Origin of the sequence: uncultured Victivallis sp., assembly GCF_944391105.1 — a bacterium.
In the GTDB taxonomy this organism is placed as follows: domain Bacteria; phylum Verrucomicrobiota; class Lentisphaeria; order Victivallales; family Victivallaceae; genus Victivallis.
Window position 1 is genome coordinate 75,153 of sequence record NZ_CALXSK010000006.1, and the last position, 17,935, is coordinate 93,087.

Annotated in this window: 19 protein-coding genes; 17 read left to right on the forward strand and 2 right to left on the reverse strand. The window is 60.6% G+C overall.

The features are described 5' to 3' along the window. The first annotated feature begins 86 nt into the window (after window positions 1–86). The 14 genes from Q0K10_RS03695 (at window position 87) to Q0K10_RS03760 (ending at window position 13,077) form a co-directional block, all read left to right on the forward strand. Window positions 87–911, forward strand: coding sequence for an AraC family transcriptional regulator (locus Q0K10_RS03695; protein ID WP_294503312.1), 825 nt, complete (start codon window positions 87–89; stop codon window positions 909–911). A gap of 129 nt (window positions 912–1,040) precedes the next feature. Continuing rightward, on the forward strand, window positions 1,041–1,757 hold the full coding sequence (locus Q0K10_RS03700) for a hypothetical protein (RefSeq protein ID WP_294503315.1): 717 nt from the start codon (window positions 1,041–1,043) through the stop codon (window positions 1,755–1,757). A gap of 81 nt (window positions 1,758–1,838) precedes the next feature. Beyond that, the gene (locus tag Q0K10_RS03705; RefSeq protein WP_294503318.1) at window positions 1,839–3,002 is read left to right on the forward strand and encodes a hypothetical protein; all 1,164 of its coding nucleotides are present in this window, start codon (window positions 1,839–1,841) and stop codon (window positions 3,000–3,002) included. Further along, window positions 2,999–3,610, forward strand: coding sequence for a hypothetical protein (locus tag Q0K10_RS03710; protein WP_294503321.1), 612 nt, complete (start codon window positions 2,999–3,001; stop codon window positions 3,608–3,610). Before Q0K10_RS03705 ends, Q0K10_RS03710 begins: the two co-directional genes overlap by 4 nt. Beyond that, complete coding sequence (locus Q0K10_RS03715; protein WP_294503324.1) at window positions 3,607–4,473, forward strand: hypothetical protein; 867 nt, start codon at window positions 3,607–3,609, stop codon at window positions 4,471–4,473. The genes Q0K10_RS03710 and Q0K10_RS03715 overlap by 4 nt, the downstream gene beginning before the upstream one ends. A 52-nt stretch (window positions 4,474–4,525) precedes the next feature. After that, a complete protein-coding gene (locus tag Q0K10_RS03720) occupies window positions 4,526–6,820 on the forward strand; it encodes a secretin N-terminal domain-containing protein (protein WP_294503327.1) in 2,295 nt (764 codons plus the stop codon). Further along, window positions 6,817–8,415, forward strand: a complete 1,599-nt coding sequence (locus tag Q0K10_RS03725) for a GspE/PulE family protein (RefSeq protein ID WP_294503330.1) — start codon at window positions 6,817–6,819, stop codon at window positions 8,413–8,415. The genes Q0K10_RS03720 and Q0K10_RS03725 overlap by 4 nt, the downstream gene beginning before the upstream one ends. A 3-nt stretch (window positions 8,416–8,418) precedes the next feature. Continuing rightward, a complete protein-coding gene (locus Q0K10_RS03730) occupies window positions 8,419–9,633 on the forward strand; it encodes a type II secretion system F family protein (RefSeq protein ID WP_294503333.1) in 1,215 nt (404 codons plus the stop codon). Next, window positions 9,630–10,052: a type II secretion system major pseudopilin GspG gene (gspG, locus tag Q0K10_RS03735; protein ID WP_294503336.1), complete on the forward strand. Its 423-nt coding sequence runs from the start codon at window positions 9,630–9,632 to the stop codon at window positions 10,050–10,052. The genes Q0K10_RS03730 and gspG overlap by 4 nt, the downstream gene beginning before the upstream one ends. A 9-nt stretch (window positions 10,053–10,061) precedes the next feature. Next, on the forward strand, window positions 10,062–10,574 hold the full coding sequence (locus Q0K10_RS03740; protein ID WP_294503338.1) for a hypothetical protein: 513 nt from the start codon (window positions 10,062–10,064) through the stop codon (window positions 10,572–10,574). Further along, window positions 10,571–10,981, forward strand: a complete 411-nt coding sequence (locus tag Q0K10_RS03745; RefSeq protein ID WP_294503340.1) for a type II secretion system protein — start codon at window positions 10,571–10,573, stop codon at window positions 10,979–10,981. Before Q0K10_RS03740 ends, Q0K10_RS03745 begins: the two co-directional genes overlap by 4 nt. Next, entirely contained in the window at window positions 10,956–11,609 is a 654-nt protein-coding gene (locus Q0K10_RS03750) for a type II secretion system protein J (protein WP_294503343.1), read from the forward strand. The genes Q0K10_RS03745 and Q0K10_RS03750 overlap by 26 nt, the downstream gene beginning before the upstream one ends. Then, entirely contained in the window at window positions 11,606–12,676 is a 1,071-nt protein-coding gene (locus tag Q0K10_RS03755; protein WP_294503345.1) for a hypothetical protein, read from the forward strand. The genes Q0K10_RS03750 and Q0K10_RS03755 overlap by 4 nt, the downstream gene beginning before the upstream one ends. A gap of 23 nt (window positions 12,677–12,699) precedes the next feature. Further along, window positions 12,700–13,077: a hypothetical protein gene (locus Q0K10_RS03760; RefSeq protein WP_294503347.1), complete on the forward strand. Its 378-nt coding sequence runs from the start codon at window positions 12,700–12,702 to the stop codon at window positions 13,075–13,077. 30 nt (window positions 13,078–13,107) lie between these two features. Here Q0K10_RS03760 and Q0K10_RS03765 read toward each other — a convergent pair whose 3' ends face one another. Together Q0K10_RS03765 and Q0K10_RS03770 are read right to left on the reverse strand one after the other, a co-directional pair. After that, window positions 13,108–13,326 carry a hypothetical protein gene (locus Q0K10_RS03765; protein WP_294503349.1) on the reverse strand — a complete coding sequence of 73 codons (219 nt, stop codon included), beginning with the start codon at window positions 13,324–13,326 and terminating at the stop codon, window positions 13,108–13,110. Window positions 13,327–13,352: 26 nt separating this feature from the next. After that, complete coding sequence (locus Q0K10_RS03770; protein WP_294503351.1) at window positions 13,353–14,426, reverse strand: M42 family metallopeptidase; 1,074 nt, start codon at window positions 14,424–14,426, stop codon at window positions 13,353–13,355. A gap of 262 nt (window positions 14,427–14,688) precedes the next feature. Between Q0K10_RS03770 and Q0K10_RS03775 the strand changes: the two genes are divergently transcribed. From Q0K10_RS03775 to Q0K10_RS03785, 3 genes are read left to right on the forward strand one after another with little or no spacing between them, the layout of a single operon-like run. Then, window positions 14,689–15,747, forward strand: coding sequence for an NAD(P)-dependent oxidoreductase (locus tag Q0K10_RS03775; RefSeq protein ID WP_294503353.1), 1,059 nt, complete (start codon window positions 14,689–14,691; stop codon window positions 15,745–15,747). Further along, the gene (locus Q0K10_RS03780) at window positions 15,744–17,024 is read left to right on the forward strand and encodes an amidohydrolase (RefSeq protein WP_294503355.1); all 1,281 of its coding nucleotides are present in this window, start codon (window positions 15,744–15,746) and stop codon (window positions 17,022–17,024) included. The genes Q0K10_RS03775 and Q0K10_RS03780 overlap by 4 nt, the downstream gene beginning before the upstream one ends. Further along, window positions 17,021–17,872 (forward strand): discoidin domain-containing protein, encoded by an 852-nt coding sequence (locus Q0K10_RS03785; protein ID WP_294503357.1) that lies wholly within the window; start codon window positions 17,021–17,023, stop codon window positions 17,870–17,872. Before Q0K10_RS03780 ends, Q0K10_RS03785 begins: the two co-directional genes overlap by 4 nt. Window positions 17,873–17,935: the final 63 nt, after the last annotated feature.

Sequence of the window (17,935 nt, forward strand, 5' to 3'; positions counted from 1 at the left end):
TACCACACATTTGCATTTTCCGGAATGCAGGATATTGTTTTTTTTATGTAAGAAATCACTTTTTTCACTACGGGATCGGTTCAGTCGTGGAACAAATCGAAGACGCCTCCCTCAATTTTGAATATCTCGGCGGCGGAGTCACGCCGGTCGCGTGCGACGATGACACCGGTCGGCGGCAGTTTCCGTTTTATGTGCTGGTCTGCAACGAAGGCATGTCCAGCCGGGTGGAGCGGGAGGGAGGCGTCACCGCCGTGCAGGACGGGGAGTGTTATCTGATCCGGAAAGGAGAGGTGCACCGCCTGCGGGTGCAGACCGGCAAAAATCCGGTCTCAATCTGGTGTCACTTCCGGATTACGCTGCTGCACGGGATGGACCTGCTGGATTTTTTCGAGTTGCCGGAAAAGTTTTCTCCTCCCGCGAGCCTTCTGATTCGTGAAGCCTGCCGTTCTCTGACGGAAGGCGTTCCGGAATCCGGGATTCGGCGGCTGCTCGCACGCAAGCATGCGGGGCTGACTCTGGTGGAGGCAATCGCCTCCGCCTGTCCCGAACGGGAGGACGTCGCCGCGAAACTTGGAGACCTCCGGCGGCTGGCTCCGGCATTGGAATTCATGGGCAGCCATGTCGCCGGGAAAGTGCGTCTGGAGGAGGTCGCATCCCGCGCGAATCTTTCCGCGTCGCGTTTTTCAGTGCTTTTCCGGCAGGCGATGGGGTGTTCTCCCGGTGTTTACTGCCGGGCTCTGCGTCTGCGCCGGGCGCATGAGCTTCTGACGGGCGGGGCGACTCCGGCGGAGGCGGCCGCCGCACTCAACTTTTACGATGTGTTTCATTTCAGCCGCTGTTTCAAGCGTCATTTCGGCGTGACTCCGGCGGAATATCTGCGTCGTCGCCGGGAACGGACCCTGCCGTTTTAAGGAGAACGCAGGAAAAAAAAGGTTTCTTGTATGCGAAACACAATAAAGCGGGAATCTTGCGCGTTAACTGAAAAAAGACGACATGGTTTTCAAAGAATTGGAACCGTTCATGCCAATGCGGGGGGGCAGATGATGAAACAGACGGTACTTCTCTTCGGGACGCTTGCGTCCGCACTTTTTTTCTGTCCGGCGTTCGCCGCGGATGGGGAAACGGAATCCGCTCCGCCGGAGAGTCGTCAGCGCGATGATGGGCAGTCCGGAGGCCGTCGCAGTGGCCGTCCGGGCGGCTGGAGCCGCGAGGGCAGGCGCGGCGGGATGATGATGGGGGCTCCTGTCAATCCGCGCGCGGAGGCCGAGGCGAAGATCAAGGAGAAATTCCCGGAAGAGTATGCCGCCGTTGAAAAAATGCGCGCGGAAGCCGAGGCGAAACTTCAGGAGCTCGCGAAGAAGGCCGGTGTCGAAATTCCGAAAACCATGACCGAACAGCTCGCCGAACTCAAGGCGAAATTTCCGAAAGAGATGGCCGAGATCGAGGAGCTCGGCAAAACCGACCGCCGCGCCGCGTTTCAGAAGATTCGCGAACTCGCCGAAAAGGCCGGAGTCAAACTGACCATGCCCGGTATGGGCGGCCGTCCCGGCATGCCGGGACGCAACGGTTCCGAGGATGCGCCTCCGCCGCCGCCGCGTGAGAATCCGATGCGTCAGCTGCGGCTTCTCCGGCAGAAGTTTCCGGAGGAGATGGCCGAAATCGACCGCCTCCGCCGCAGCGATCCGGAGGCCGCGCGGACGAAAACTCGCGATCTTCTGAAGAAACTTGAAACGGAACAGCCCGCCGACAACCCTTAGAGTGCGGAATTCACAGGGCGCAAAATGATGCAAAGCGGTCATATCAGGGAGTTCTCGGTACTCGCCTTCGGGGCTGAAACGGTGCGTGGATGTTTGTTCCGCCGCCGGGGGGCGCAGTATTCGATCATCCGACATGGGGTCGAGACGGTCGACTCCAACGATCCGGCCCAGGCGTGGAAGCATCTGCTGCGGCAGCTCGGGCGGGGGCGTGAGTGTCCGCTCTTTCTCACCGGCGCGCTGCCGAAGGGAATCTTCTTCCGGTTCGACTCGATTGAACTGCCTCCCCGTGCGCGGCGCGAGGCGCTTGAGATGGAGCTTTCGCAACGGATTCTGACGATTCCGGAGAATCATCGGCTTCAGTTTTATGCCGGAGCGGCCGATGCGGAAGGGAACGTTCCGGTGAACGTCTACGTCATTCCCGGCAGTTCTCTGGAACATCCCGCCGCGATGCTGACGCAGGCGGGGGGGCGCGCGGATGAGTTTCTCTATCCGCTTCTGGCGTGGCGGGCGGGCGATCCGCCGGTCGACCTGGCGCGGCTCGATCCCGAATTCGGGTTCGCCGACGGCGAGTGGAGGCCGAGTCCGCAGAACCCGGATTACGGGCCGTGGATCAGGCGATTCCAGTCTGAGTTCAAGCTGCCTGTCGAAGGTGATTTCCGGGTGGAAGATTATTTCGAGTGTCTGCTTGCGGCGCGGCTTGTTGTGCAGCCCGGTTTCCGGCAGGCAGAGCGCGGGCTCCGGCTGCTGCCGGACCAGATGCGTCCGCGCCGTTACCGCAACCAGCTGAGAATCACGGCTTTGCTGGTGATTCTGCTGGCGGCGGTCTACATCTGGTCCGCCGCGGGCGGGATCCGCGAGAACTACCTTGCCCACCGGGCGGCCGTTGCGGAGCGCGACCGCATCAAGCGCGAAAATACGACGCTCACCTCGAAACTCAAGGCGTCGGAAAAGGAGCAGCGCGAACTTGCGCGCGTCGTGAATTTGAAGGCGGGAGAGCCGGAAGTCATCGAGAAACTTGCAATGCTGACTGAACTTCTGCCTTCGAACGCGATGGTTTCGAGCCTGCGCTGGAGCGAATCGAGCGTAGACCTCATGATTCAGAGCGAGGCGGAGAATCTTGATCTGCCTTCCCTGCTGCGCCGGGTTCCGTACTGGAAGGTCGGTCAGCTTCAGCAGCGCCGCATGGGCGACACCGTTACGATGATCACCTTGAAGCTCGTTCCAAATGAGGAGGCGGAAAAATGAAAACCTCATTTCGGGAATTCGTCAAGACCGGGAAGGGCAAGTTGACCGTCGCGCTCTGCGCGCTGGCGCTGAGCTGGATTTTCCTCCTCTGGAACTTCAGCGGTTCGTTCGGGGATCTGATGCCGGGCGAGGAGCGGATCGACAGTCTTGAGCGGGAAATCAAGCAGCTCAAACAGCAGAATGCAACTCTGTTTGCGCGCAGAAAAGCCGCTGACGAACTCAAGGCACGCTATCAGAAACAACTTGAAGGCTACTGGCGCGAGGAGCGTGACGGCGTGGTTGACACGGAGTTGCGCAACAAGATCCAGCAGGCTGCCGGCGAGGTTGAGTTGAAGCTCAACAGCCTCGGTTCGGTGCGAACCACACGGATCAACAGTGATCTTTACTACGCCGAGATCGATCTTTCGACATCGGGTTCGCTTGAGACGCTCGTACGGTTTCTCGGCCGGATTCAGGAGATCCGGCCGGTGCTCTCCTGGCGGCGGCTCGATCTGCGTCCCGAGATGCGCAACACCGACCTGGTCGGCAACATGAATTTCAACGGGGCAATCCGGGTCATCGGATTCGACGGGGAAGCCGGTGAGGAACGGAAAGGAGGCGCGAAATGAGAGCCGCCTTGATTGTGGTCAACGTGCTTCTGGCGGTCTGGCTGCTTGCGGTCGTTGCGAGCCGTCTGACGGGCGATGGCGATGTCGAGGAGTTTTCGGTCAAGAAAAGCGGTTCGAAGAAGAACGTCCCCGCAGCGTCGGCCGCCGCACCGAAGAGCACAACTTTGCTTTCTCTGGATTCGCGCATGGCGACGATCATCGACAACAACATCTTCAACAGCGACCGCTGCCCGAACGCGATGTTCGGCCGCGGCCGCTCGACCCGGATCGAACTCACGCTGGTCGGCACCTTCGAGATTGACGGTGTCAAAGGCGCGATCATCAAACAGAAAGCGGGGTCGTCGAACAATCGCGGCGGTTTCATGGGCGGCCCGGGCGGTCCCGGCGGGCGCTGGGGCGGGCGGAACAATTCGTCGAATTCGAACACCCGCAGCCCGATCCGCGTGCAGTTCGTGGACGGCGTCTGGCGGAACTTCGGCGGAACCGACGCCGCGACGCTGCAGCAACAGCAGCAGCGCGAACAGACGCTCACGCTCCGGCAGTATGTTCGGGTCGGCGAGACGCTCAGCAATGGATACACGCTTGAGGAGGTCTCCCGCACCGGCGCGGTGCTGACCCGCGGCAGCGACCGTATGGAACTGGAGATCCAGGATCCATCGCTCGGCATTGCAACGGCCTCCGGCACAACGCAGCGGCGCCCGAATTTCTTCCAGCAGATGCAGCAGATGCAGCAAATGCAGATGCGCCAGAACTTCCAGATGATGCGCATGATGCAGCGGACGCTCCAGCAGAACCAGAACCGGGGCAACACCGGCAACCGCGGCGGAGCCGCTCCGCCTCCGCCTCCGCCGCCCGGACGATGAGCAGTGTGAAGTGTTACGACGTATGACGATCAGCATAAAACCTGGTGAAACCATGATGAAAACGACAAACAAAATGTTCCATCCGCCGCGGGTTGCGGCTCTGGCGGCGATCGGCCTGGCCGCGCTGCTCACCTCCTGTTCGATTCTGCAGCCGGAAGAGGACGGCGAGGAGCAGAATAAGGGGAGATTCGACTTTCTGCGCAGTGAGCAGAAAGACCGGGTCCCCGCCGAGCCTGAAACCATCGAGCAGGAACAGGTGCTTCCCGACAAAAGCGTCTCATCCGAACACAATGGGAAGGTGCTCGAGCAGCTGAACGCCCCCGGCAAACCCGCCGAAGCGAAGGAGGAGAGCACGCCGGAGGTCAAGACGGAACCGCGTTTTTACGATGACTTCATTTTCATGAACGGCGACGAGGAGTTGTCGGTTTCGCTCATCTTCAACAGTGCGCCGCTGCTGGACGTTCTCCCGGCGTTCGCGGACGTGCTTGGATTCAACTTCGTCGCGGACAGCGATCTCAAGGGAACCGTGACGCTGAATCTGAATTCGAAGATGACCCGGCGGGAACTCTGGAACACGTTTGACCGGATGCTCTATCTCTCCGGCGCCGGCGTCACGGTCGAGGATTCGCTGCTGAAGATCATGGCGCTGCCGAAACTCGCGCAGCAGGCGGATGCGAAGGTCGGGCGCGAAGTGTTCTGCTATCCGCTCAAGAACTCGACCGCGAAAGATGTCGTCACGCAGATCAAGCCGTTCCTCGGCAAGGACAGCGTCTGTGTCGAGCTCGCGCGGCCGAACGCGGTACTGGTCTGCGACGACTCCGCGAACATCGCGAAAATCCGGCAGATTCTCGATACGATCGACCAGGGGGTCCGCCGCAACTGGCCGCGCATGGCGATTCCGTGCCGCAACATCCTGCCGACCAGGGTCATCGAAGAGCTGCAGAATGTGCTGCCCGTGCTCGGATTCACGATCACCGAAACGACCGACAAGACCGAACTGCCGGGGGCGATCCAGCTGGTCGGTGTCGACCGGTTGCAGATGATCGTCGTCTCCGCCGCGACGCAGGACGCGATCGACGAGATCCGCAAATGGGTCGACATCCTCGACAGCGCCGATTCGATCGATCAGGAGCGGGTGTTCGTCTACAAGGTCGGCCACAACCGTGTCGACCAGCTTGCGCAGGCGCTTTCGATCATCTACAACACGCAGGGCGCCACTCAGACCATCGACACCGAAACCGGTACCATCCGGACCAATACGCTGAACACGGTGACGACCCGTTCGACCAGCACGACGAGTTCGAACAACCGCAACAACACCGGGTCGACCCGCACGACGAGCACGCAGACCGATCAGAGTTCGAGCCTCTTCGACACCCCGGTCCGGATCTTCGCGGACGGTATGTTGAACCGGCTCGTGATCCGCACGACCCCGCGCACCTACGCGAGCATCAAGGCGCTGCTCGACCGGCTTGACGTCGTCCCGGCGCAGGTGCTGCTGCAGGTGCTGATCGTCGAGGTGACGCTGACCGAGTCGACGCAGTTCGGACTCGAATTTTCGGCCAAGGGTTCCGGCAGCGGCATCGACTCCGTGCTCGGTACGAATTATGATAACCTCACCCCGTTCGGAGAGACGAAACAGGAGGGGTTCACCGCGCTTCTGAACGACCCGAACAACCCCGAGAACAAGTTCGGCTATATCCGGGCACTCGCCGGAAACAGCGCGGTCAAAGTCATCTCAAGCCCGCAGCTGCTCGTTTCAAGTCACACCGAGGCGAGGATTCAGGTCGGCAGCGAGGTGCCGGTCCTCACGCAGGGGTTCACGTCCACTTCCTCCATGGGCAACATGTCACAGAGTTACGAGTACAAAGATGTCGGTGTGATCCTGACGCTGACGCCGCAGATCACCAGTACCGATCTGATCTCGCTGGATATCACCCAGGTGCTCTCCGCGGCGATCCAGAATACGACCAGTTCCGAGATCGATTCTCCGGAAATCACGAAACGTGAGATCGAAACCTCCATGACCATCGCCCACGGCCGCACGATGATCATCGGCGGGTTGATTCAGGAGAAGCGCAATGACGATCTGCAATCGGTTCCGTTCGTGAACGACATCCCGTTCCTGCGCCGGCTGCTCGGCAGCACCGAGGCGAAGATCGAGCGTTCCGAAATCCTCGTTCTCATCACCGGCTACATCGTGAATGAGAAGAGCCAGGTCGAGGAACTTATCAAACGATATAACGAGGCGCTCGAAACCCTCAACGATTTCGACAATACGCTCGGCGACAAAGCCAAGCCGCGCAAGGGCGCGAACAAGCTCGACCACTCGGAGTTCTGGCGATGAGCGACAATGCGTTTGATTTCAGCGCCGCGCGCCGGCGGCTGCGGGAGCTTCTCGCGGAACGGAATCCGGAGTATCCGGCTTCCCCCTCCCGTGAGGAGGCGCGCGCCGCCGACCGTGCGATGGTACAGGCCGGGACGCTGACCGAGTCGCAGCTCGCCGCGCTCTACTCCGAAGCCTACGGGTGCGAACCCGTAGACGAAGAGGAGTTCAAGCTGCCGGAACCGTTCCCGGACGCCCCCTATGACTTCTTCAACGCGAACAGCTGTCTGCCCGAGGAGTGGGATGAGGAAGCGATCACATTCCTGGTGGTCGACCCGTATGAACTCGAACAGCTGACCTTTCTCGTGCGCCGCACCTGGAAGACCGGAACCCGCTTCCGCTTCGTGCGCCGCACGTTTCTCGAACGACTGCTGAGCAAGCTCCAGAGCGTCGAGGAGGAGAACGAATTGATGGAGGTCGAGGACGAGAACATGCTCCGCTCGATGGCGGGCGAGGCGAAGATCGTCCGGCTGGTCAACGACATTTTCACGCGCGCAATCGAGCTCGGCGCATCGGACATCCACATCGAGCCGGGCGAGGAGAGCGTTGCGGTGCGCTGCCGGGTGGACGGCGTCCTGACCGAAATCATCAGTACGCCGCTGTCTCAGTTTCCCGCGATCGCGTCGCGCATCAAACTGCTCGGCGGACTCAACATCGCCGAGAGCCGCCTGCCGCAGGACGGCCGCACGAACATTCAGCTCGGGCGGCAGGAGCTCGACATGCGTATCTCGACGATTCCGATCCTGACCGGAGAAAGCATCGTGCTGCGACTGCTGAATCAGGAGGCGATCTCGTTTGACCTCGGCATCCTCGGGATGTCGCCGACGCACCTCGCGCAGTTCCGCAAGCTCATTCAGATTCCGCACGGGATCATCCTCGTGGTCGGCCCGACCGGCAGCGGCAAGACGACCACGCTGTACAGCGTCATCAACCATCTGAACGACAACCGCAAGAAGATCATCACGGTCGAGGACCCGGTCGAATACAAGATGGCCGGGCTCTGCCAGATGCAGGTCAACGCGAAGATCGGCGTGACCTTCGCGACCGGACTGCGCAGCATCGTGCGCCAGGACCCGGACATCATCCTTGTCGGCGAGATCCGCGACCGCGAAACCGCCGACATCGCGATCAACGCCGCGCTGACCGGCCACCTCGTGCTCTCGACGCTGCACACGAACGACGCGGTCGGCGCCGTGACCCGATTGCTCGATATGGGCATGGAGAACTTCCTCGTCTCCTCGGCGCTGTTCGGGGTGCTTTCGCAGCGGCTTGTGCGGAAGATCTGTCCGGTCTGTCACGGGAAGATGACCGATGAGGCCGGGAACAAATGCCGCCGCTGCAACGGCTCCGGATACAAGGGGCGGTGCGGTATTTTCGAGCTTCTGACCGTCGACGATGAACTGCGCGCGGCCATAAACCATAACGCATCGAGTTCCGAACTCCAGGAGATCGCCGTGCGGCACGGCATGGTCACGCTGCAGGAGGACGGCATGGAGAAAGTCCGGGCCGGAATCACCACGCTCGAAGAGTTGAACCGTTCAACTGCGGAGTTGTAACCGATGGGACTGTACAAATACCTTGCCGCCGCAAAAGGCGAAGCACCGCACGAGATTCTGATCGAAGCCGACAGCATCTCCGAGGCGCAGAACAAACTGCGCAGCCGGAAGATCGTGCCCGTGCGCTTCTGCGGCGAGGCGACCGTCTCCGGCGGGAAATTCAGTTTGCGCCGCAGCAAGGTGAACACTTACGAATTCACGCGCCAGCTCGCGCCGCTGCTCGATTCGCACATCCCGCTCGAACGGGCGCTCGCGATCATCGCGGACAGCTCGGCCGAACCGGAACAGCACGACTTTGTGAACGGCCTGCGGCAGGGACTGCACGAGGGCAAGAAGTTTTCGGAGCTCGCGCGCAGCCACGGGAATCTCTTTCCCGGCTACTACGCCAACCTCATCGAATCGGGCGAGGAGACCGGCTGCCTGCCGGAGGTCACGAACGAACTCTACAAGTTCATGGGCGAGAGCAAGGAGTTGAAGGATTTCATCGTTTCGAGCTCGATCTATCCGCTCGCGATTCTCGGGGTCACGCTGATTGTCACGGTACTGCTTTTCACGGTGTTTGTGCCGAGGTTCGCGAAGATCTTCATCGACATGGGGCGGGAGATGCCGCCGTCGATGGAGTTTCTGATTGCGATGAGCACGTTTTTCTCCTACGCCTGGTGGCTGGCGCCTCTGCTTGGCATCGGGGGCTGGGTGCTGCTCAAACGGATTCTCGGAGAGGACGGTTTGCGTCTCGCGCTGTCGCGGCTCGTGCTGAAGCTGCCGCTCTTCGGGCGGATCGTGATCGATCTGGAGATGTGCAAATACATCCGCACGCTTGCGATTCTCATTTCGAACCATGTCGAGATCATCCGGACGGTGCGGATTTCCGGGCGGATCATCGCGAATCCGGTCATCGCGGCCGGATTTTCGGAGATTGACCGCAAACTCAAGGGGGGAGACAAACTCTCCGCGGCGCTCGCCGGCAACCCCTTCGTCCCCGCGAGCATGGTGCCGATGCTGCGTGTGGGCGAGGAGTCCGGAACCGTGGGGGAGATGCTCACGAAAATCGCCTCCCACCTCGAAAATGATACGAAACTCAAGATCAAACGGCTGCTGAGTCTGTTCGAACCGGCGGTGATCGTCTTTCTCGCCCTGGTCGTACTGGTCGTGGTCGTTTCGATCTTTGTCGCCATGATGGAAATCAACTCAATCAGCCAGGGAGGACCCGCGATATGAAAAAGAACCGTACGAGAAGAAGCTGTTTCACCTTGATCGAAGTCGTGGTCGTGATCATCATTCTGGTCACGCTCGCCTCGATCGCAACTCCGCTTTATCTGAACTATGTCAAGAAGGCGAACGTCGGCGCTGCAACGACGCAGATCAAACTGCTTGAGGATGCGTTGACCGGTTTCCGGCTCGACGTCGGGAGTTATCCGGAGACGCTGGAGGGGCTCGTCGACAACGTCGATCAGAACGAGAAGTGGGACGGCCCCTATATCAAACCGGCGATTCCGAAGGATCCGTGGGGGAACGATTACGTCTACATCTATCCCGGCGAGCACGGTGATTTCGACCTCCTGAGCTACGGCGCCGACGGCCAGCCCGGCGGCTCCGGTGAGAACGCCGATATCACGAATTACGTCGCAACCGAGTAAGCCGCCGCGATGCGTACGAGGCCGTTCACTTTGCTGGAACTTGTCGTGGTGATCGCGATCATCGCGATCACCACCTCTCTGGCGGTGTCGGCTTTCCGGGGCGAATCGCCCGTGCAGAAGATGAACAACGCCGCGCTCGGCTTCGAAAGCTGGTGTGCGCAGGTGCGTTACTCCGCCATGGAAAACGGTACGGACCGGATTGTCGCATTTCATCCGGAGGAGCGGATCTTCCTCGCAGTGGATCCGGAAGCCGCGCAATCGGAATTGGCGTGGCCGTTTCAGGAGGAGGAACGGCCTCCTCTTCAATGGAAGCTGCCGGACGAATTTGAACTCGACTCCGATACGCTGAGTGCGGAAGCCGGGGAGGATGGTTCGATCGAGGTGTTCCGCTTCTTCTCCGACGGGGGGGCGAATGCTGCGCGGGAATTCGTGCTGAAATTCCGGAATTTCGAGCGGAGATTTCAGATTTCTCCGCTGACGGGTCTGCTCCGGCAGTCGGAGGGGGAGACGGACGCGCCATGAAGAGAAGAGGTGTTTTCACGCTGATCGAAGTCGTGGTTGCGCTCGGAATCCTGACGCTGTCGCTCGCAGGATTGCTCCAGATTCTGGCGGCTTCGCAGAACCGGCTTGCGCGCGCTTACGAGAAGTGGCGCGAAACCCATATTCTCATGCAGGCCGCCGAGTATTATCTGCTGCAGCCGGGCGAGGATCCGGGCGGGATTCCCTACACCTACTTCCCGTATGCGGACTACGAGGCGCTCTGCTACTACCGGGATGCGGAGAATCTTCCGGAGGAGTATGTGAACATCCCCAACCAGCTGCCGCTGCGGACCTGCGTTATCGAACTGGTTCGACTGCGCGACCGGAAAACCGTTGAAACCATTCTTGTGGACAGGATCAGCTATGAAACGACTCTTGAAGGCGAATAAACACCGGTTCACGCTGGTCGAAATGGTTGTGGCAATGGCGGTCCTCATCGTCGTCGCACTGATTCTCGGCACCGCGTCGGCGGCCTTCTACAACGGCTACCAGCGCTCGGTCAAGGTGACGGAACGGTTGAAAACCTGCCAGACGATCGACCGGGTCATGGATGGACTCGTGCGCAATCTGATTCCGTTCGAGTGGGAGGACGAGCTCAATTCAACCCGCTTCGTCTTTGAAGGGGAACCCGATTCTCTGCATTTTACAACCATGCAGCGCAGTTACGGCAACGATCGCGGCGCGTTTCTCTTCGTCCGGATCCGGGTCGAGAACGAGGAGCTCATCGCGGAATATTCCAGTTATCCGCGGCTGCCGTGGGAGGAGGAGGGCTCCCGGGAGTATGCGCGCGAGGTGCTTGCAACGCAGGTGCGCAGCGTGAGTTTCCTCTATGCCGAGGAGGACGACGACGAGATCGTCTTCGAAAACTCCTGGATCGAGGACGATCACGAATCCACCCCGCTCGCGATTCAGATGACCGTCGAGTGGCTCGACGGAACGACGGAACAGTGGCTGCGCCGTACGGCCGGTTCCTCGTCGAACAGCACCTTCGGCAAACGCGAGACTCCGATGTTATGAGCAGGCTCGACAACAGACAATCCGAATCGGGTTCCGCTCTGGTGGCGGTTCTCTGTTTGATTTTCACGGCAGGAATGCTCGCCGCAGCGACCCTGATGCTGTCGAAGTACGGCACCTTCACGATCCAGGCGCACGTCGAACTTCAGAAATCGCTTTACATCAACGAGGGGGTTGCAAACCGCGTGCAGTACCTGATTGCGGCGGACCGTTCTCTCTACTCGACCGTGGAGGTCGGGCGGACCGACTATGCCGAATACGAGCATGACCGCTTTTTCGCCGACGGGGTTGTGCACCATCTGAATTACTACGGAACACCGGTCGAATTTACGATTACCGACGCGTGCAGCGGGTATGATTTGAGTGCGGGCAACTTTCAGAACACACTCAATCGGATTTCGAACTCCGATCTCTTCGACGAGACGCTGCATGACTCCATCGACAATCTTTCCGCCGCGTTGACCGACTACATGGACAGCGGCGATGAACTCTCCCTGAACGGTTTCGAGGAGGCCGACTACGAGGATATCGGCATGTCGCCGCTGCCGCGGAACAGCGCCCCCCAGTTTCGCGAGGAGCTCGCGTGGGTGCCCGGACTCCTCAATATGTTTCCGCCGGATAAGAACGGGCGGATGAGCGCAATCCGGTTGATCCCTCCGGAAGGGCTGGAGATTTCGACCGGATCTCCGAGCATCTTCACCGCCGACCGGCTCATGCTTCAGACCTACTGCAATCTGGAAGAGGAGGAAGCCGATGAGGTGCTCGCGGCGCTCGATGTCTATCGGCGCGAGCGGATTCTGCTTGAAGATCAGCTCGACGAACTCATGGTTTCCCGACTCGGCGGGCTTTCCTGGCAAGAGAGCGGAACCTACACCGTCACGATCGGTCCGCAGCTTACGCAGCTGCCGGAATCCGTCGCGACCGCCGACGAGGACGCCGGACGCAACCGGACCGGGCTTGAACGGCCGTCGCGCCGACCGTCATCCCGACTGACTTTCACGTTTCCCGGGTTCAACATCACCGGCCCGCAGGACAATACCGTGCAATATCTGGAGTGGATGTTCCATTGATGAAACAAGGAGAGAACGGAATCATGACGATGAGGAAATGTTTGATTCTTCTTCTGCTGTTGTTCTGCTTTGCAGCACCGCCTGCCATGCAGCGGGCCGAGGCGATGGATCCGGTCACGATCGCGATTTTGACGCCGATCGCGATCAAGGGGGCGCAGGTTGCCGCGCCATACGTCATGCGCGGACTCATGAGCGGGGCGCAGCACATGGTGTCGATGGGGTACGATCTCATCAACTTTTTCCGGCTGCCGCTCGGCGTGCTTCAGGTGACGGTCGGGATTCCGTTCGGGCAGCTCGGAAACGGGGCGCGCAATATCATTGCCGGAGGAATCGCCCCGTTCAAGTTCGTCATCAAGACGCTTCTGCTGCCCGTTGCGTTCTGCCGGATCGGCGGCGGTTGAGGGCTGATCCGGCATTTTCCGCGGGAAAGATCAGAAGAAAACGAAATAGAGACCCGTCGCGACGCACCCGATGGCGATCAAACTGAGCATGATCTTCGCGGGGGCGCTGCTTCGCCGGGCCCTTGCGCTGCCGGGCGCGGTGCTGCGTCCGGCGAGCTGATTGAAGCTGCGGGTATGCATGTAGCGCTTCAAATTCTTGCGGGTGTGCTGCCGCCGCTGCAGTGCGGCGGCCAACTCGGACTGGGTCACGTCTGCTTCTCCTTTCCTTTTCGTGTTCAGTCGATTCCGGGGATAAAACTCTCGTCGCCCTTCAGCGACGCGATCGATTCAGCCAGCAGTTGGACGGCGCCGTCTACGTCGCGCAGATCGCACATCTCGACCGGGGAGTGCATATAGCGGTTCGGGATGCTCACGAGCGCGGTTGCGACGCCTGCGCGGGTCATCTGCATCTGTGCGGTGTCGGTGCCGCCGGAGGCGCGGTGCGCGGCGGTCTCCTGATAGGCGATCCTGTGCTCTTTGGCGATTTTGCGGATCAACCGCCCGAGGACGGGATTGTTGTCGCAGCTGCGGCTCAGTTCCGGACCGGCGCCGAGTTTGATGTCGCCGAGCAGTTTTTTCGGGATGTCCGGGATGTCGGTCGCGAACCCGACGTCGATCGCGAAGCCGACCTGCGGATCGACGCCGAAGCAGCTCGTGTGCGCGCCGCGCAGCCCGACCTCTTCCTGGACGGTTCCGACGCCGTAGACCGCGACGTTGAGTTTGCGTTTCGAGAGTTCGCGCATCGTTTCGGCCACGACGAACGCGCCGACCTTGTCGTCCATTCCCTTGGAGACGAACCGGTTCTCATTGAGCATACGGAAGTTTGAACGGACCGCGACCGGGTCGCCGATTGAGACGAGCTTCTCCGCCTCCTCGCGGTTTGCCGCACCGATGTCGATCCACATGTCGGAGAGATCCGGTGCGGTGTCGCGTTCGGCGGGCTTGAGCAGGTGAATCGGTTTTTTGCCGATCACGCCGGGAATGCGTCCGTTCGCAGTCAGGATTTCCACTTCGGTGGCCGGGACGTTCAGCTTGTCGATCCCGCCGTTCGGGCGGAAGTAGAGCAGTCCCTCGTCGGAGATGTAGACGATCTGGAATCCGATTTCATCGTAGTGCCCTGCGAGCATGACCCGCAGCGGCGCTCCGGGATTCAGGATCCCCATGGTGTTGCCGAGCACGTCGGTTTTGACCTCCGGGCAGAAGCCGGAGAGATAGTTGCGGAATACGGCCGCAGCCTCTTCTTCGAACCCGGACGGGCTCGAAGCGGTCATGAACTCCTTCAGAAATTTCAAACTCGATTCAGGCAGCATATCGACTCCTCGAAAGGTGATGATTGATGGAATATGGTATATCATACAAGATAATCCATTTTCCTCGATTTTCCAGAACGTTTTCCACAAAATACGGGATTATTTTTCGGGGGTGCAGAAGGGGGGGCTTTTTTTCGGAAAAAAAACCGGTCCGGGTTGCGTACTGCCGGAATGCGCGGTACATTTTATAGGGGAAACAGTACGATGAGAACGGCTTTGCCTGGAACAAGGGGCCGGAGGACGTTATTGGTCGGGGATGAACATGCAGATTGAATTGTTGAACGAAGCGCTGCGCGGCGTCTATCGGCCGGAGGAGTATCCGGCGCTTGCGGAGCAGATGCACGAATGGCGCGCGGCAAAACCGCTTTCGGGACGGCGGATTTTCGACGCCACGCCGGTTTTCCGCAACACGATGGTGAAATATATTGCGCTTCTTGAGGGCGGCGCGGATTTGACGGTCGGATACGGACGCGGAATCCCGTATGACGGACGTGTGGTCGAGACTCTGCGCGAATGCGGCGTGGCGCTTGCGGACGAGGCGGCGCTCGGGCGCACCTACGATGTTGTACTCGACTGCGCCGGGGCGAATGCCGATGTGAAGGCGCGGTACGGCTATGTCGAACTGACCCGCTCCGGGATGTACCGCTACCGCGACTGTTCGCAACCGGTCTACCTCGCGGACGACGGGCGGATCAAGGAGATCGAAACCGCACTCGGAACCGGGGACGGCTTCCGGCGCGGCATGGCTCACTTCGGATACGGCGACTTCGCCGGAAAACGGATCGTCGTGTTCGGCTGCGGCAAGGTCGGTTCCGGCATCGTGATGTACGCCTCGCTCGGCGGGGCGCGGGTGACGGTCGTCGACGATGTGCGGAGAGTCGTGCCGCCGTTCGGCGCGTCGATCGTCGACCTCGGCGACCGCGCGGGAATCGAAAAAGCCCTGAAGGAGGCCTGGTGTGTGGTCTGCGCAACCGGCATTCGCGGCGCTCTTTCCGGACGGTTCGATCCGGCCGTCCTCACCGGCGGAAATGCGATCATCGCGAACATGGGGGTCGAGGATGAGTTCGGACCGGAGATCCCGGCGGAACGCGTGCTGAATGCGAAAGAACCGTTGAATTTCGTGCTCGAGGAGCCGACCCATCTCAAGTATATCGATCCGACGATGGCGCTCGACAACTACGGCGCACTTGAGGTGCTCGGCGGCGGACTCGCACCGGGATTGAACCGCCCCTCGCCGGAACTTGAGGAGAGGATTCTCGATACGGTGCGGCGTTCCGGCGTCGTCGCACCCGAGCTCGGATTTCTGGAGAAAAACCGATGAACACACTTCTGATTCAACGTGTCCGGCTGGATGGAAAAGAGACCGATATCCTCATCGAGGGGAACCGGATCACCCGCATCGCGCCGGAAATCGCGCCCGGGGACGCCCGCGTGATCGACGGCTCCGGCAAGGCGGTGATTCCACCGTTCTACAACACGCACACCCACGCGGCGATGACGCTGCTGCGCGGCTACGCCGACGACATGGAGCTCTTCACCTGGCTCAACGACTACATCTGGCCGGCGGAGGGGAGGCTTACGGGGGAGGAGATCTATGCCGGGACGCGGCTCGCTCTGCTCGAAATGATCCGGTCCGGAACGGTTTTCTTCAACGACATGTACTGGTATCAGCCGGATGCGATCCGCGCGGTCGAGGAGATGGGGATGCGGGCGGCGATCGGGCTGCTCTACATCTCCGGCTCCGACGGTGCGGTGCTGGAACGCAACCGGAAATGCAATGAGGAGCTGCTCGCCTGGAACGGCGGCGACTCGGGACGGATTCAGGTGGCGCACGCCCCGCACGCGGTCTACACGGTCTCGGAGGAGGTGCTGCGCCGCGTCGCGCAGGAGGCGCAGATCGACGGACACGTGATCCACATTCACGCCTCCGAGACCGCGCGCGAGGTGGAGGAGTGCGTGGCGGCGCACGGCATGACGCCGATCGCGTACCTTGATTCGCTCGGGATCCTCGGGCCGCGGACCGTGCTCGCGCACGCGGTGCATCTCTCGGACGAGGATATCGAGATCATCCGGGAGCGAGGCGCGTATATTTCGCACTGTCCCTGCTCGAATTTCAAACTCGCGTCGGGACAGTTTCGTTACCGCAGGGTCGTGGAGATGGGCAGCTGCCGTTTCACGATCGGCACTGACGGGTGCGCGTCGAACAACAATCTTTCGATGCTTGAAGAGATGAAATTTGCGGCGCTTTCGGCGAAGAACGAGTCCGGCAGCCCGACCGCGGGGCGGGACGGCGACATCTTCCGGGCCGCGACCCGCACCGGGGCGGAGGCGTTCGGCATCGACGCCGGGATCATCGCGGAGGGAAAACTGGCGGACCTCGTTCTGGTTGATCTCGACAATCCGCTGCTCGTTCCTGACTTCAATCTGACGGCGAATCTGGTTTATTCTGCCGATTCGAGCTGTATCGACACGGTGGTCTGCGATGGACGGATTTTAATGGAAAACCGGAAGATTTCCGGCGAGGCGGAGATCCTTGCGGAAGCGCGTCGGGTCTGTGCGAAGATCCGTTCCTTCCGGGAAGGAGGCGCGGAAGCATGACGACCGGAAAAGCGTTGGCGATTCTGTTTTTTGCCGCGGCAACGGGAGTGCTCATGGCTGAGGAATACCCGAATTATGCCAGGAATTGCACGACGTGGAGGAGTTCTGTAGAGTATCCGCAGTATGAGAGTTGTCTTGCCGTGGATGGAATCGCTTCGACGCGCTGGTCCTCCGGACGGACGGACAGCGAATGGCTGATGCTCGACCTCGGGCGGGTGCGGCGGATCGGACGGATCGTGTTGAACTGGGAGACCTCCGCGCCGTTGAGTTATGTGATTCAGCTTTCGACCGATGATGAACATTACACGGATGTGTTCGAGCAGACGGCGGGAGTCAAAGGGGCGTTCGACATCGTTGACATTGCACCCCGCGAGGCGCGGTTCATCCGGATCGACTGCCGGGAGCGGACGACGGAGTACGGATTTTCCCTCTACGAGATCGAAGTTTATCCGCCGGTGAAGAGTCCGGCTTATCGGAGCAAGGCGTGGGCCGGCGCGTCGCTGATGCCGGAGGGGGCTCCGGAGTACGCGACGGACGGTTCGCTCCGGACCTCGTGGCGTGCGCCCGGCGGCAAGGCGCAATGGATTCAGTTCAATCTCGGAAAGGTACGTCGTGTCTCCCGGCTTGAGATTGACTGGGGGCAAGGATCTCCGAAGAGCTTTACGGTTCAACTTTCCGAGGACGGCAGACGTTTTTTCGACGCCTACGTGGCGACGGACCGCCCGCCGCTTTCGAAGGAGACGATCCAGCTTACTGCTCCGCGTCGTGCGCGTTACATCAAACTCAATTTCAAGGAGAGCATCGCAGGAAACTGTTACGAGATCCGCGAACTGGAAGCATTGCCGTGAGCGGCAGGAGGCTGTCTGCCTGAAAAATTTCCGCCGCGATTCCTGCGGCGGCGGCCCCGGGAA

Bases quoted from the DNA above. Each gene is read 5' to 3' on its own strand.
- Q0K10_RS03745 (WP_294503340.1), top strand. From the start codon at position 10,571: ATGAAGAGAAGAGGTGTTTTCACGCTGATCGAAGTCGTGGTTGCGCTC.
- Q0K10_RS03715 (WP_294503324.1), top strand. From the start codon at position 3,607: ATGAGAGCCGCCTTGATTGTGGTCAACGTGCTTCTGGCGGTCTGGCTG.
- Q0K10_RS03770 (WP_294503351.1), bottom strand. From the start codon at position 14,426: ATGCTGCCTGAATCGAGTTTGAAATTTCTGAAGGAGTTCATGACCGCT.
- Q0K10_RS03720 (WP_294503327.1), top strand. From the start codon at position 4,526: ATGATGAAAACGACAAACAAAATGTTCCATCCGCCGCGGGTTGCGGCT.
- Q0K10_RS03785 (WP_294503357.1), top strand. From the start codon at position 17,021: ATGACGACCGGAAAAGCGTTGGCGATTCTGTTTTTTGCCGCGGCAACG.
- Q0K10_RS03750 (WP_294503343.1), top strand. From the start codon at position 10,956: ATGAAACGACTCTTGAAGGCGAATAAACACCGGTTCACGCTGGTCGAA.
- Q0K10_RS03725 (WP_294503330.1), top strand. From the start codon at position 6,817: ATGAGCGACAATGCGTTTGATTTCAGCGCCGCGCGCCGGCGGCTGCGG.
- Q0K10_RS03780 (WP_294503355.1), top strand. From the start codon at position 15,744: ATGAACACACTTCTGATTCAACGTGTCCGGCTGGATGGAAAAGAGACC.
- Q0K10_RS03700 (WP_294503315.1), top strand. From the start codon at position 1,041: ATGATGAAACAGACGGTACTTCTCTTCGGGACGCTTGCGTCCGCACTT.
- Q0K10_RS03710 (WP_294503321.1), top strand. From the start codon at position 2,999: ATGAAAACCTCATTTCGGGAATTCGTCAAGACCGGGAAGGGCAAGTTG.
- Q0K10_RS03775 (WP_294503353.1), top strand. From the start codon at position 14,689: ATGCAGATTGAATTGTTGAACGAAGCGCTGCGCGGCGTCTATCGGCCG.
- Q0K10_RS03740 (WP_294503338.1), top strand. From the start codon at position 10,062: ATGCGTACGAGGCCGTTCACTTTGCTGGAACTTGTCGTGGTGATCGCG.
- Q0K10_RS03730 (WP_294503333.1), top strand. From the start codon at position 8,419: ATGGGACTGTACAAATACCTTGCCGCCGCAAAAGGCGAAGCACCGCAC.
- gspG (WP_294503336.1), top strand. From the start codon at position 9,630: ATGAAAAAGAACCGTACGAGAAGAAGCTGTTTCACCTTGATCGAAGTC.
- Q0K10_RS03760 (WP_294503347.1), top strand. From the start codon at position 12,700: ATGACGATGAGGAAATGTTTGATTCTTCTTCTGCTGTTGTTCTGCTTT.
- Q0K10_RS03755 (WP_294503345.1), top strand. From the start codon at position 11,606: ATGAGCAGGCTCGACAACAGACAATCCGAATCGGGTTCCGCTCTGGTG.